Origin of the sequence: Paenibacillus sp. 2TAB23, from assembly GCF_052115165.1 — a bacterium.
GTDB lineage: Bacteria > Bacillota > Bacilli > Paenibacillales > Paenibacillaceae > Pristimantibacillus.
In genome coordinates, this window is record NZ_JBFRGD010000016.1 from 137771 (window position 1) to 152192 (window position 14422).

Consider the following 14422-nt stretch of genomic DNA (forward strand, 5'->3'; position numbering starts at 1 on the left):
TTCGGAAATAAGGTTTCATTGGCGAAACTAGCTTTTCCTCCGCTTTAAACGGTAATTGCATTACTTTCCTAGAAAGCTATCTACTATAAATTCCAATTGCGCGTCTAATGAAAGCGGATCGTTATAATACGAGCCTTTTTCATCAATAAAATAAACCTGATTGTTCTTCACAGCGGGCAGCGTCTTCCACAATTCGCTTCCGTAAACGACATTCGAATCACCGTCATCCCATCCCCAATTGCTTGTAAAGATGTAGTCCCCTGCGTATTCAGGCAGCAGCTCAAGCGTTAAGCTCGCGCCGAACTCCGCTCCGTCAATCAGCTTCTCCTGAATAATGGCTGGAGCCTTAAGCCCAAGGTCTCCGTGAATGATTTCGCCGCCGCGACCGCCTTTATCACCCCAAGCATAAATACCTTTGGCGAACGGCTGCAGTATAGACACCGTCTTGTCTCCCACAACTTCCGCGATCTTCGGCTTAACCTCGGCAATCTTGGCATTCCACTGTTCTATCCATTGCTGCGCTTGCTCTTCCTTTCCTGTAATCTTACCAAATTCCACCAACAGCTCCTGCGGCGTTCCCGCTCCATACTTTAGTCTGACTACCGGCGCGATTTGTGCTAAATTTTCATATTGGGCTTCTTCGATATAATCAAAGGTAATGATTAGATCCGGGTCCAAGTCCAAAATAGCTTCCATGTTTGGTTCAGCGCCAATATCAATGACATCAGTCAGCTTGTCTTTGTGATATGGGCTTTGCAGCGCATCCTGCGTTGCCGCAATAGGCGTAACGCCTAGAGCAAGCAAATTGCCGATCGCGCTTCCCGTCAAATCAATAATGCGTTTCGGTTCAGCTGGAATGGTAACCTCTCCTTTGCTGTCCGTATAGACTTTGGTCGCCGCAGCGCTGCTTGGATTCACAGTCTCGGCCGATCCTTCCTGACTGGCGTTTGAAGCAGCATTCCCGTTCGTGCCTGCATTCGTATTCACAGCATTCGTGGCACTGGAGCAAGCACTAATCAGCAAGGTAAGGCATAACAGCAAGGCTGCTGTTGCTATTGAAGCTGACTTATTTACTTTCTTCACATGTATTCCCCCTCGTAACGCTAAATGATAATGATTCTCGTAGTCTTTGACACTATAGCACTGAGAATCCGCAGTAACAAGGGCAGATTTCATATGAAGCATGGGCAATTCTGATACCGAATCCATATCCTGATAGCTTGCTCTGAATTGTGCTGGAGGCAGGCCGTAGCTTTTCTTAAAGCTGCGGCTGAATGTATGCGCATCAGGGTAGCCAACCAGCTCGGCAATTGCCTGAAGCGAATGGCTGGAGCGAATCAAATAACCTGCGGCTTTCTCCATGCGAATGCGATTGAGCAACCGAATTGGACTCTCATTTAGCCGATTCTTGAACAGCTTCGTCAAATAGCTGACGCTGCAGCCAAAYTGCCCAGCTATCGTCTCTAATGTGACCGGCTTCATATAATGGTCCTGCATGTAACGCAGCACTTGAGCCATCAAATCGGGCTGGACCTGATTTATCCCTTGGCTTTGTATTTGTCCGAACAGCTCATGAACAAATTGATAAAATAGTGTCCTCGCGTGAAAAGCATCGAGCGGACTGTTCATCATCCAATCCTCGTGCATGCGCTCTATTTTTTCCAGCAAAGGCAATGGATAAAGCGGTACGAAGCGATAGGGATATCGAATTAGGCTGTCTCTCTCGATCTGTCGGCTTCGTTTGCTAGAGGCTGGCAGCATCAAAACGGCTTTATATAGAATCAAATAATATTCAAAGGTTTCTTCCGCTAACATCGATAGAATTGCACCGCGCCCGCCATGCAGGATATGGTCTCGTCCCACTGAATGCAGCGCATCATCCATCCTTACCTGGGCATGTCCGCTTCGTGAATAAAGATACACACTCGCCGGCAGACGGTAGCTTTGCAGCTCAGCTCCTGATTCCAGCACCCCATAGCGAATATCCAATACTTTAATGGATGCCTGATTCCAAAATGCAATATGATCATTCAGCTTCATCGCCGTTTACCGGCCCCCATCCGTCGCAACTTTTACTCTTATTATATTGATATTCATTCTCATCGTAAAGAGCGAAGATCGCTAGAAGCCGCGTCAAACAAGGATTCCAAGACATTCCCAATAACCGTAATTACCTTCGTCGTTCGAGCCTCAATCCAGCATTTGGCCGTAAAGCCTAAACCATAAGATTACACATGATAAACGTAGGAATACATCTTCAGCAGGCCGTGCAACTCCTTTATGCTAAGGATATAGGATCATACAAAAATTGCATGAAATTCCATGTTATTTAACGATTAAGAAAACCAATATTTATTAAATATCGGTTTTCTTTGCGTTCTTAATCGTGACAATAAGGGAGGTGGTTGCATAGGGGGACGAAACTGCACTGAAATGTAAGCGCATTATTTATAGGCTCGACATCATTTTAATAGGAGGCGCTTTATGTATCCAATGAGCAAAATGTTAAGCAAAAACCCAATCGCCATCTTGTTTCTCGCCTTTGTTGTACTTCTGTCGCAGTACACGCTGTACCCTCCCGCCGCTTCCGCCGCCGGGGGACCTAATCTTGCTCTAGGCAAGACGGTAACAGCCAGCGGACACGCCGATGTATATGTCGCAGGCCATGTCAATGACAACAACCAAGGCACGTACTGGGAAAGTACGAACAATGCGTATCCGCAATGGATTCAAATCGATCTTGGCACAAGCGCCAGCATCGATCAGCTTGTACTGAAGCTTCCCGCAGGCTGGGGAACGCGCACACAAACGCTAGCTGTTCAAGGCAGTACAAATGGCTCAGCATTCACCAATATTGTCGGCTCGACGAGCTACTCCTTCAATCCTTCAGTCAACAACAACGCTGTGACGATCAACTTTTCCGCAACCAGCACCCGCTATGTTCGATTGAATATCACGGCTAACACAGGCTGGCAGGGCGGACAAATTTCCGAATTCGAAATCTATGGCTCCACGACAACACCTACGCCTACCCCTACTGCTTCTCCAACGCCAGCACCTTCCGGTGCCTATCAAGCTGAGAATGCAGCACTTGCATCCGGCGCGAAAGTAAACACCGATCATACCGGCTACTCGGGCACCGGCTTTGTAGACGGCTACTGGACACAGGGAGCAACGACCACCTTCACCGTCAACGCAGCTGCCGCAGGCAACTACGATGTTACGCTGAAATACGGAAACGCCCAAGGCGGCTCCCGTACACTGAGCATTTATGTCAATGGCTCAAAAATTCGCCAGACAACGCTGGCCAACCTTGCGAACTGGGATACTTGGGGTACAAAAAGCGAGACACTGTCGCTTAATGCCGGCAACAATACCATTGCATACAAATACGACTCTAGCGATTCGGGCAACGTCAACTTGGACCAAATCGCAGTTGCGCCTTCAACTACGGTGCCTACGCCTACTCCAACGATCGCTCCGACTGCTACACCTACTTCAACACCAACAGCTACGCCAACACCTTCAGCAACTCCAACTGCTACACCTACACCGACAACAACACCGACGCCTCCTGCAGGCGGCAACCTAGCTTTGGGCAAATCGATCACTTCCTCCTCTACCGTTCACACGTTTGTAGCTGCGAATGGAAACGACGGCAATACGGCTACATACTGGGAAGGCGGCAGCAATCCGAGCCAGCTGACAGTTGATCTTGGCTCCAATCATACGGTTACTTCGATCGTCGTGAAGCTGAATCCATCCAGTGAATGGGGTGCTCGCACCCAAACCATTCAAGTGCTGGCCAACAATCAGGACAACGCTTCATTCACCAACCTGGTTTCTTCAGCAGCCTATACGTTCAACCCTGCCAGCGGCAATTCCGTAACGATTCCCGTTTCGGCTACGGCCAAGCAAGTTAGGCTGAACATTACGGCCAATACTGGCTCGTCTGCTGGCCAAGTAGCCGAGTTCGAGATATATGGCTCGCCTGCTCCGAATCCAGACTTAACGATTACAGGCATGTCATGGACGCCATCGGCTCCTGTTGAGACTAGTGCAATTACGTTGAACGCAACGGTCAAAAATAACGGAAGCCTCGGCTCGCCTGCATCAACGGTTAATTTTTATTTAGGCAACGTGCTTGCCGGATCTGCTCCTGTCAGTGCGCTGGCGGCTGGCGCTTCGGCTACCGTATCGCTCAATGCGGGAACGAAAAACGCCGGCACGTATGCGGTTAGCTCCAAAGTTGACGAGGGCAACGCCGTTGTCGAGCAGAACGAGGCCAATAACGCTTACAGCAGCACGGCTTCGCTGATCGTTGCTCCTGTTTCCAGTTCGGACCTCATTGCAACTGCCGCATGGAATCCAAGCAATCCAAGCGCTGGCAATGCCGTCACGTTTACGGTCAATGTTAAAAACCAAGGAAACATCGCCTCTGCCGGCGGCGCTCATGCGATTACTGCCGTTCTTAAAAATGCAGCCGGCACGACCGTTCAAACCTTGACCGGCTCCTACAGCGGAACGCTTGCAGCCGGCCAATCAGCCAACGTGAATGTGGGAAGCTGGACTGCGGCGAATGGAAGCTACACGCTAACGACTACGGTTGCAGTTGATGCAAACGAAATCAACATTAAGCAAGCCAACAATACAGGCACTGCGAACCTGTATGTGGGCCGCGGAGCGAATATGCCTTTTGCTATCGTTGAAGCCGAGTCGTCCTCCAACACGACAAACGGCACGAAGCTCGCTCCAAACTTCACGCCGGGCGACTTTGCAGGTGAAGCTTCCGGTCGTTCCGCCGTACACCTTGACGCCGCAGGCGAATATGTAGAGTTTACGCTCGGCTCTGCGGCTAACGCATTTGTTCTCCGCAATGCGGTAGCAGAGAATACGACGGGTACCATTAGCATTTATGCGGATGGCGTGAGCAAAGGCAAATTCACCGTTTCATCCAAGTTCTCCTACTTGTATGCGACACCTAGCACGCTTGGCCGACTAGGCTATGACAATGCGCCTGGAGCAGGCTTAACCGCCTATTGGCTCTATGAAGACGCTCAGCTTATGCTTGACCAAGTATATCCAGCAGGTACAAAAATCAAAATTCAAAAGGATGCCGGGGACGTGCCGTGGATCTATGTCGACATGATCGAAACGGAAAACGTAGCACCACCAGCATCAAACCCTGATCCGAGTAAATACGTTGAGGTTTCCAGCTCCAAGTCCATTGAGCAAGCGCTCAATGAATTCAGGCAGGATGCCACGAAGAAAGGAATCTTTATTCCTGCAGGTCAATGGACGATTAACAGTAAAATCTTCCTCTACGGACGCGCGACTGAAATCGTAGGCGCCGGTCCATGGCATACCAAACTAGTTGCGCCGCAGGACCAATCTAACACGGATGTCGGCTTCAATATCGGCGCTACCGCTAACGGCTCAACCATTAAAGACTTGTCGGCATGGGGCAACTATATTTACCGGACAGACGGCCCTGGCAAGTTCATCGATGGCAATGGCATGCAAAATGTTACCGTTCAGAACATTTGGGTCGAGCATTTCATCTGCTTGTACTGGGGCGTCAACTCCTCCTACAATACGTTCAAGGACAATCGGATCAAAAACACATTTGCAGATGGCATCAACATGACTAATGGCTCGTCCTACAACGTCATCGACAACAACTATTCCAGAGGTGCCGGAGACGATGCCTTCGCCTTATTCAGCGCGGTAGATGCCGGCGGCTCCTACAACGTAGGCAACAAATACATCAATCTCACCGCCACGTGCGTAAGGCGCGCAGCCGCTTTTGCCGTATACGGCGGCTCGGATAACCTCTACCAGAACCTTTATGGAGCAGATACGCTTACTTATCCGGGCATCACGATCAGCAGCTTAAGCTTCGGCTACAACACTTTAGGCTTTGGCGACGTGGATACCGTAATCGACGGAGTCACGTTAGATCGTACAGGCGGAGACTTCTGGACCAGTGTAGGCGCGGATGACAAGATCAATGATTATCAAAACTTTGGAGCCATTTGGTTCTTCGGCGGAGATAGAACGTTCAAAAACATTTTGGTAAAAAATGTAGATATCAATAACCCGGTTTACTTTGGCCTTATGTTCCAGACCAAGTCGCCGGAAAACCTCGCTATGCAGAACGTTCGCGTTGAGAACGTCAATATCAACAACCCGACCCGCTACGGGATCAAGCTTGTAGCCAGAGGAGAGCAAGGCCAAGGACCTGTTATCGGGCAAGCAAGCTTTACGAATGTGAAAGTGAATAACGCAGGCGTTGCGGCTATCTATGGCGAAGACAAAAGCCCGAACTTCACTGTCGTAAGAGTGTCCGGAAACAACTGGTAATTAATTAAAAATAACGCAAAACAGCTTACTCGGGAAACCTTGTAAGCTGTTTTTTGTCGTCTGTGTTCTTTTGGACAAACGTTGTTACTAAGAGACCTTAACTGATCATGCTCATGATGAAATCGTTATTCAATATTTGTTGCATTAACTTTGAAAGCTTCGCAGCTGACTCCTAGCGTGCTCGGAAATTTGTTAGTATGATATGAGAGCTAACTCTGTCCGAACTCTATCTATCCATTTATTAAGGAGAACATTGATGCTAATTACGATACTCATCCGGCTTATTTTGCTTAACTTAACGTTATCTGGACTATTCATAAGGGATAATCAGGCGCCTCTCCTTCCCGCCGAGCAGGCTTCCTATTATGTTGCGCCCAATGGCAGTGATTCTAATGCGGGGACGATTGACTCACCCTGGAAAACGGTGCAGCATGCTGCGGATCTTGCAGAACCCGGCAACACGGTATATTTGCGCAGCGGTGTCTATAAACAGAAGCTCGTCATTTCCCGCTCCGGCTCTGCTGGCAATGGGGCAATAACGTATTCCAATTACCGATCTGAGAAAGCGGTACTCGACGGAGCAGGCCTCACAGTGGAGGGTTTGGAAGGAATCATCACCCTTAACGATGCTAGCTATATTCAAGTAAAAGGCCTGGAAATTCGGAATTACAAGTCACGTTCGGGCGATGCTGCTCCCGTTGGCATTCTCGTTCAAGGCGCAGGGGGCTATATTCAGCTCAAAGGCAATAACATTCACAGCATCCAGAATACGGTTGTCCCTACGGGCAAGAGCTTGCTTGGCCGTGATGCCCATGGCATTGCCCTCTACGGAACAAAGGCTCCAGAGTCTCTTCATCATATGACTATTTCAGACAACGAGCTGCATAATCTAGTGCTCGGGTCCAGTGAGTCGCTCGTGCTGAACGGCAACGTCGAGCAATTCACCATATCGAATAACCGTATTTATGATAACGACAATATCGGAATCGATATCATCGGCTTTGAAGGCATCGCACCGAGCTCCGCATTCGATCAAGCGCGAGACGGACGGGTACAAGGGAATACGATATATAACATTTCATCGAACTACAACCCATCCTATGGGACAAAGCTGCCCAATGACAGCAACGCGGCAGGCGGCATATATATCGATGGCGGGAAAAATATTGTCGTGGAGCGCAATCTCAGCTATCGCAATGATATCGGGATTGAGCTCGCCTCCGAGCATAAAGGCAAAGCGACGAGCGGTATTACCGTTCGCAGCAACGTCATTCATAGCAACCGGCTGACAGGAGTCGCAATCGGCGGCTATGATAAGCAGCGCGGCTCTACGACTGACAGCCGTATTGTCAATAACACTATTTACGACAATGATACCTCTGGCACAGGCAGCGGCCAGCTGTTCATCCAGTACGATACGAGCAACAACCTCATACGAAACAACATCATAGCTGCAGCCACCGGGAATATGATGATCTACAATGAATACAAGAAGAATACTGGCAATGTCGTTGATTATAATTTGTATTTCACGCCCGACACGGGAACACAGGCTGCGTGGGTGTGGAAAAATAAAACCTATACAGGGTTGGCTGATTATCAATCCGGTACCGGCCAGGATGCTCACTCGCTATTAGCCGATCCGAAATTTTCAAATCCAAAAAGCTTTGATCTCCATCTTAAGTCTGGCTCTCCAGCCATTGATAGAGGCTTTAATGATCGCGAGTTAAAGCATACGCATGACTTCGACGAGAAACCGCGAGTAAAAGGCAAAACGATTGATATTGGAGCTTTCGAGTGAAGATATTCTCTTGGACAAGGTGTCGCCCTACGCCAAGTCATTCAGCATCAAAATAATCCGGCTTCGTCGTTGAATTACATTAGCTGCTGCCGGGTGCGTACTGTTCCTGAGAAGAAGCAAGCGGCTAAATCGCACAATGCTCGGTGCATTAGCACATGAGAATATCGATGGTCCTGTAAGTGGTTGTTTACTCCCCCTTTCCCCCGTATAATTATTCCATATATTTCAGCCATTCATTATGGTTATGGGGGAATGAAGATGGTTTATGTAGCATTATTGAGAGGCATTAACGTTGGCGGCAACAATAAAATAGACATGAAGCTCCTTAAGGGGACATTTGAAGAAGTCGGCTTGCAAAAGGTCATAACCTACATCAATACGGGTAACATTATTTTCACAGATGACACTCGAACCGCTGAGCAACTCTCCGCCTTGCTTGAGGAGGCTATTCTTCGCGACTTCAGCCTACCCATCAAAGTGATGATTCGATCATTAGAGGACATTCAAACGATCATGGATGCCCTGCCCGTTGAATGGGCGAATGACCCGAGCATGAAAAGCGATGTGCTTTATTTATGGGATGATGTCAATGAAGAGTCTGTGCTCGAGAAGCTCATTATTAAGCCCGAAGTCGACCGCGTTATTTATGTCAATGGCGCTATCCTTTGGTCGTATAATAGAGAACACGCAGGCAAAAGCGGCATGAACAAAATTATCGGCACAAAGCTCTACAAACAAGTGACTGTACGAAACGTCAATACAGCGCGCAAAATTCACGAGCTTATGAAAGCATCGGAGCAATAAGTGGTCCTGTTAAACAAATCATATTCCAAATGATCAAATTTGATTGGAACAGGGCTTCCAGCCATGCCATAACCATATGAATGCTCATAAATAAAGAGCCAAGGAGACATACATCTCATTGGCTCTTTTGCTGAATACCAAAATTCATTCAAATAGGCATCCCGTCGCTTCCGGCATTCTTCATTCCATTTTTTCACGTAGGCGCCTGCCTTGTCCTTCAGCTTGCCGAATCCTTTATCTGCAGCAAAAGGCTTTAAAGAAAGGTACCCTGACAACGTGCCAATAGAGTCTTTGGGATCAAACTTATAAAGCATTGGGTTAACAGACCATTCAAAGGTTACGGCTGAAGCTAAGTAATCTATTTATTTTTTTCTCCCATACTGCTTGGCATAAGTCATAATGTTACGATACAGTGTTTTATCATTCAAATGCTTCAAAGGATAGAACTGAGGTCTCGTGTTCACCTCTAGAATCCAAACGTTTCCTTTACTGTCTAAGGCAATGTCGAGTCCCAGCTCTCGAAATCCGCTGCTATGTTTGTCAAATAATTTCCCGACTGATTTGCCAAGTTTCTTTAGTTCCTTTTCTTTGCGTTCGATACTTAACTTGCTGAAGCCTGCCTTTGACAGCGTTGTACGGAAATAACCCAGCTCGCCGCCTTGATGGTAGTTTGTCGCCACTTTGCCCGGCATGCCTACTTTCGTGAAAAGCGCCGTGCTCTTCCATATGCCGTCATTCGTTTTTTGAACCATGACACGAATATCAAAGGGTCTGCCCTTCACAGTGGCTAACTTGATGCCCTTCTGCAGCAGATAAGAGCGATTCTTGGCTCGTTTCTGCAATTGGTGATAGAGAGAATCCTTTGTGGCACAATGGTTTTTTTGCGAGTTATGCTGAACCTGATAGCCATGGTCCCGTTTTTTAATGCGCACAATATTAAAGCCGCCTGTTCCGCCGGTGGGCTTGAAAAACACAGTTGAATGCTGTGAAAGAAGAGTACTTAGATTGCTTCGGTTAAAGAGCAAGGTTCGAGGAACGTATTTTCTTATACTTGCATTCTTAAGCAGCCACTTCGTTTTTACCCATTTACTCTTAATCGTTGTGCTGCGATAACTCATCATATCCCCCCCCCTTTCCTCAGCATATGGGAAGTTAAGAAGGTTTGCTCGTGCTCCTGTCTAGTAGCTTCATGTAGCTTTATAATAAAGTCTGATAATTTTAAAGCTACAAACCCTTGGTTTTTCGTTAAGGAGTTCAAGTGTTTTTAAAATAAAGTTTGATAAAGCTGAACTTAATGACATTGACCACCAGGCAGCCCTTTTAGTATTCACCTATCGTTTCCCGTAAGCACATTAATTTAGCGCTTGTCGCATCTTATGTCACAAATGCTATAGCAGAATTGTCTTAAATAAAAATAGATAAAGGAGGCAGTAACGAATGAAGATTTTAGTTGCTGGAGCAAGTGGTGTCATCGGGAGGGTACTCATTCCGATGCTAGTACAAAAGGGACATGAGGTGATTGGGTTAATACGCAACCCGGAGCATGCAGAAAGTTTAAAGAAAGATGGGGCTTCATTCGTCCAAGCGGATGTATATGATCGCAAGAATTTGTTCAAAGTACTTGCCGAAACGTCCCCAGAGGTGGTAATTCACCAACTGACTTCGCTGCAGGCCTTGGATCCATCCGCCAATGCAAGAATTCGCGTGGAAGGAACGAGAAACTTAGTGGATGCTTCGCTTGCCGCTGGCGTTCGCCGGATGATCGCGCAAAGCATCACAATGACCTATGCGCCCGGAGAAGGGCCGGCAACGGAGGATTGTCCACTAGACTTTGATGCTCCTGAACCGCAACTCACAAGCGTGAACGGTGTTCATGCACTAGAAACCGCCGCTGCGGAAATGCTGGAGCATGTCATTCTTAGATATGGCGTGCTGTACGGTGAAAGGACCTGGTACGATTCGAATGGGTTGTTCGCAGAGCAAGTTCGGCTTGGGAACTTGCCTGCTACTGACGGCGTCACTTCTTTTGTGCATACAGAAGACGCCGCAGTTGCAGCTGTTTTGGCACTGGAATGGCCCACAGGAACATATAACATTGTGGATAGCGATCCAGCAGCGGGTACTGAATGGGTGCCTGTCTATGCGAAAGCCCTTAACGCTCCTGAACCCAAGACAATGCCCGGAAGCGTGAGAGGAGAACGTGGAGCGCTTAATGCAAAGGCACTTCGGAATGGCTGGAGTCCGCGGTTCGCTTCATGGCGTGAAGGTTTTCCTAAGACGCTTCATTAAGCGGCAGCTGAAGAATAAACAATTGAATCTGTTCAAACAAGCGGAGATTTTTATCTCCGCTTTTTCATTAAAATTATAACATTTTACATAAGAAGAAATCATTATTGGAAACAATGCCCCCTTAATGCTCCTCCTGATCGAATTCGATTTTCATTATAGAATACCGTATTTATTCAAGTATCTTGCCCGTTAATTTAATGAAGCACCATCAGTCGATTTATGGCTGAAATATAGGGATTATTATCAATCTTTATTCTAAATTATCAAACTTTGTTTTAAGTCTACACTTCAAATAGAGCTGTTTCCATTGAACGCAAAAAAATAGCGCCCGCTTTTCCGGACGCTATTCGTTATGGAGACGCTGTGCGCAATGGCAATCTACCCACCTCTTAGTGAATAGGAACGAAAATTGCCGGGCACGCTAATGATAAAAACGTACGTAGAACTAAGCCTGTGGAACGGGTTGCGGTGCGCTGCTTAGACCAAGTGATTGGGCTGTTGAGGAATGAACCTCATGCAACAGCTCAGGATTATTCATGAGTGAAAGGCCGTAAGAAGGAATCATTTCTTTTAATTTCGGTTCCCATGCTTTTACATGCTGCGGGAAGCATTTGTTAATGACCTCAAGCATAACGTGAACGGCAGTAGAAGCGCCTGGCGAAGCGCCAAGCAAAGCAGCTACGGAGCCATCAGCAGCGCTGACCACCTCTGTACCAAATTGAAGCGTTCCTTTGCCGGCAGGCGTATCTTTGATAACCTGCACACGCTGTCCTGCTACCAATAGGTCCCAATCCTCGCTTTTGGCATTCGGGACGAACGCTCGCAGCTCTTCCATGCGCTTTTCCTTCGATAACATGACTTGCTGGATGAGGTAGGTTGTCAATGGAACGTTTTTGGCGCCTGACGCAAGCAGCGTTAAGAGATTATCAGGCTTTACAGAAGTAATCAAATCGAACATGGAGCCGGTTTTTAGAAACTTAGGCGAGAAACCGGCGAACGGCCCGAATAGCAAAGATTTTTTGTTGTCGATAAATCTAGTGTCCAGATGCGGAACAGACATCGGCGGAGCGCCTACCGCAGCTTTACCGTACACCTTCGCGTGATGCTGGGCAACGACATCCGGATTGTTACATACCATAAAGAGCCCGCTTATTGGGAATCCTCCGATATGCTTTCCTTCAGGAATATCGAATTTCTGCAGTAAATGCAAGCTTCCTCCACCGCCGCCGATAAAAACAAACTTGGCATTATGGCGTTCTACGGTTCCGTTATCGACATTCTTCACTTTCAATTCCCACGTGCCGTCGCTTGCACGCTTAATGTCATTAACGCTTTTTTTGTATTGAATATCGACGTTTTTAGTCTTTAGGTGATCGAACAGCATGCGCGTCAAAGCACCAAAATTGACATCTGTCCCCGTGTCGATTTTGGTTGCCGCTATCGGTTCTTTCGAAGTTCGCTCATTCATAATAAGCGGAATCCATTCCTTCAGCTTCTTCGGATCATCGGAAAATTCCATCCCTTGAAACAATGGATTACTTGTCATCGCGTCAAAGCGTCTTTTTAAAAACGCTACGTTCTGTGCCCCTTGCACTAGGCTCATATGTGGCAATGGCATAATAAAGTCCTGCGGATTGCGAATGAGGTTGCTGTTTACTAGATAAGACCAGAACTGCATGGAAACCTGGAACTGTTCATTCACATTGATCGCTTTGCTAATATCCACAGATCCGTCCGGCTTTTCTGACGTGTAGTTCAGCTCGCATAGTGCCGCATGTCCCGTTCCCGCATTGTTCCATTCATTAGAACTCTCTTCTCCTGCGCTTCCAAGCTTCTCAAACACTGTAATTTTCCAGTCAGGTACTAATTCTTTCAGCATTGACCCCAAAGTCGCACTCATGATTCCGGCACCAATTAAGATAACGTCTGTTTTGGTTTGTCTGTCGCTCATTTTTACCTTCCTAACACTCTAATATTTGAAGAAAAGATATAGGCGCTCCTGCTCAGGCTGCACAACAAGCCTCATACGTCCTAGTCACAAACCTTTTCTGTATCAATCCTATCCTGATCATCGTGCAACACCATGATTAATAAACTTAACTACCTACTATTATATGATAGTTATATGCTATTTAAAAGCTGGTAAATTTCAGTGAGGATATGCAGCTCGATGCAAGCAATTAGAAATCGTCCAGAAAGCCTCAAGAAAAGGAAAAACAATGGCTTTAACCGATTTGTTTCCGTGAGTTGCAGCTTTGGGTACCACCCATTATTTGTAATAGCATTACTAATTAAGGTGATTAAAGAAACTTTCACAAGTCGTACATGAATGGTCTGTTCCTTACCCGATCCTCAAGTGCAGCTGGGAGACTCCGGGCTGATATGTAAATAAATATTGACATAATGTATACTATATATTACATTATGTTTGAAATACTTTACTAAAGGTAAAGATCATCATACAGGAGGAATGAATATGTCTTATCAAGAAAAAAAGAATATCGTATCCTTAATGAGCACCGTACTGATTACAACCCTCTATTTTGTGTATGTGCTGCAAAGGTACCAAGATGTGGCCTTAGACCAAACAGATACCTTTCGATTCTGGGGGAGTGCTATCTTAATCTTAATTCCAGTGTCGATCGTAGCCAAAATCATCATTCATATTATGTTCAGCATCATCAACACCATTGCCACGAAGGAAAAGGATCCCGCATTTTCTGATGAGCTAGACAAGTTAATTGAATTGAAAGCAACCAAAACTTCTCATTATGTTTTTCTTCTAGGCTTTGTTCTCGCGCTGGGATCTCTCGTCATGAATATGCAGCCCTCCACCATGTTCATTATTCTTTTCTTCTCCGGCTTTGCAGCAGAGCTAGCTGGCACTTTCACACAGCTTTATCTTTATCGGAAAGGAGTCTAAGATGGGCAAATCTCTTATTAGCAACAACATTCGGAGCTTACGATTCAACCATAATGAAATGACGCAACAGCAATTGGCTGAAAAAGTGGGGGTAACACGACAAACCATCGTAGCGATGGAGAAAGATAATTACTCCCCTTCTCTTGAGCTAGCTTTTCGAATAGCTATTGTCTTCAACTTGCCTTTGGAATCGGTATTCTCTTATCAAGATGATCCAAGACAGCAAAAGCTATAAATACAAT

9 protein-coding genes are annotated in these 14422 nt (G+C 46.7%); 6 read left to right on the forward strand and 3 right to left on the reverse strand.

Annotated features, from left to right (window positions below; genetic code table 11):
- Positions 1-60: 60 nt before the first annotated feature.
- The gene (locus AB4Z29_RS21700; protein ID WP_441945082.1) at positions 61-2040 is read right to left on the reverse strand and encodes an AraC family transcriptional regulator; all 1980 of its coding nucleotides are present in this window, start codon (positions 2038-2040) and stop codon (positions 61-63) included.
- A 444-nt stretch (positions 2041-2484) separates the two neighbouring features.
- Between AB4Z29_RS21700 and AB4Z29_RS21705 the strand changes: the two genes are divergently transcribed.
- The 3 genes from AB4Z29_RS21705 to AB4Z29_RS21715 all read left to right on the forward strand — a co-directional run bounded on the left by AB4Z29_RS21705 (position 2485) and on the right by AB4Z29_RS21715 (position 8968).
- Positions 2485-6363, forward strand: coding sequence for a discoidin domain-containing protein (locus AB4Z29_RS21705; protein ID WP_441945083.1), 3879 nt, complete (start codon positions 2485-2487; stop codon positions 6361-6363).
- Between the two features lie 256 nt (positions 6364-6619).
- Complete coding sequence (locus AB4Z29_RS21710) at positions 6620-8164, forward strand: right-handed parallel beta-helix repeat-containing protein (protein ID WP_441945084.1); 1545 nt, start codon at positions 6620-6622, stop codon at positions 8162-8164.
- A gap of 258 nt (positions 8165-8422) precedes the next feature.
- Positions 8423-8968, forward strand: coding sequence for a DUF1697 domain-containing protein (locus tag AB4Z29_RS21715; RefSeq protein ID WP_441945085.1), 546 nt, complete (start codon positions 8423-8425; stop codon positions 8966-8968).
- 362 nt (positions 8969-9330) lie between these two features.
- On the opposite strand, the gene AB4Z29_RS21720 is transcribed toward AB4Z29_RS21715, so the two are convergent.
- Entirely contained in the window at positions 9331-10089 is a 759-nt protein-coding gene (locus AB4Z29_RS21720; protein ID WP_441945086.1) for a YheC/YheD family protein, read from the reverse strand.
- Positions 10090-10405: 316 nt separating this feature from the next.
- Here AB4Z29_RS21720 and AB4Z29_RS21725 point away from each other — a divergent pair, with 316 nt between their 5' ends.
- Positions 10406-11257 (forward strand): NAD-dependent epimerase/dehydratase family protein, encoded by an 852-nt coding sequence (locus AB4Z29_RS21725; RefSeq protein WP_441945087.1) that lies wholly within the window; start codon positions 10406-10408, stop codon positions 11255-11257.
- Between the two features lie 445 nt (positions 11258-11702).
- Here AB4Z29_RS21725 and AB4Z29_RS21730 read toward each other — a convergent pair whose 3' ends face one another.
- Positions 11703-13208: a malate:quinone oxidoreductase gene (locus tag AB4Z29_RS21730; protein WP_441945088.1), complete on the reverse strand. Its 1506-nt coding sequence runs from the start codon at positions 13206-13208 to the stop codon at positions 11703-11705.
- A 525-nt stretch (positions 13209-13733) separates the two neighbouring features.
- Between AB4Z29_RS21730 and AB4Z29_RS21735 the strand changes: the two genes are divergently transcribed.
- On the forward strand, positions 13734-14180 hold the full coding sequence (locus AB4Z29_RS21735) for a hypothetical protein (protein ID WP_441945089.1): 447 nt from the start codon (positions 13734-13736) through the stop codon (positions 14178-14180).
- Between the two features lies 1 nt (position 14181).
- Complete coding sequence (locus AB4Z29_RS21740; protein WP_441945090.1) at positions 14182-14415, forward strand: helix-turn-helix transcriptional regulator; 234 nt, start codon at positions 14182-14184, stop codon at positions 14413-14415.
- Positions 14416-14422: the final 7 nt, after the last annotated feature.

Coding starts and splice junctions, on each gene's coding strand:
- AB4Z29_RS21720 (WP_441945086.1), bottom strand. CDS start 10,089: ATGATGAGTTATCGCAGCACAACGATTAAGAGTAAATGGGTAAAAACG.
- AB4Z29_RS21710 (WP_441945084.1), top strand. CDS start 6,620: ATGCTAATTACGATACTCATCCGGCTTATTTTGCTTAACTTAACGTTA.
- AB4Z29_RS21730 (WP_441945088.1), bottom strand. CDS start 13,208: ATGAGCGACAGACAAACCAAAACAGACGTTATCTTAATTGGTGCCGGA.
- AB4Z29_RS21715 (WP_441945085.1), top strand. CDS start 8,423: ATGGTTTATGTAGCATTATTGAGAGGCATTAACGTTGGCGGCAACAAT.
- AB4Z29_RS21725 (WP_441945087.1), top strand. CDS start 10,406: ATGAAGATTTTAGTTGCTGGAGCAAGTGGTGTCATCGGGAGGGTACTC.
- AB4Z29_RS21740 (WP_441945090.1), top strand. CDS start 14,182: ATGGGCAAATCTCTTATTAGCAACAACATTCGGAGCTTACGATTCAAC.
- AB4Z29_RS21705 (WP_441945083.1), top strand. CDS start 2,485: ATGTATCCAATGAGCAAAATGTTAAGCAAAAACCCAATCGCCATCTTG.
- AB4Z29_RS21735 (WP_441945089.1), top strand. CDS start 13,734: ATGTCTTATCAAGAAAAAAAGAATATCGTATCCTTAATGAGCACCGTA.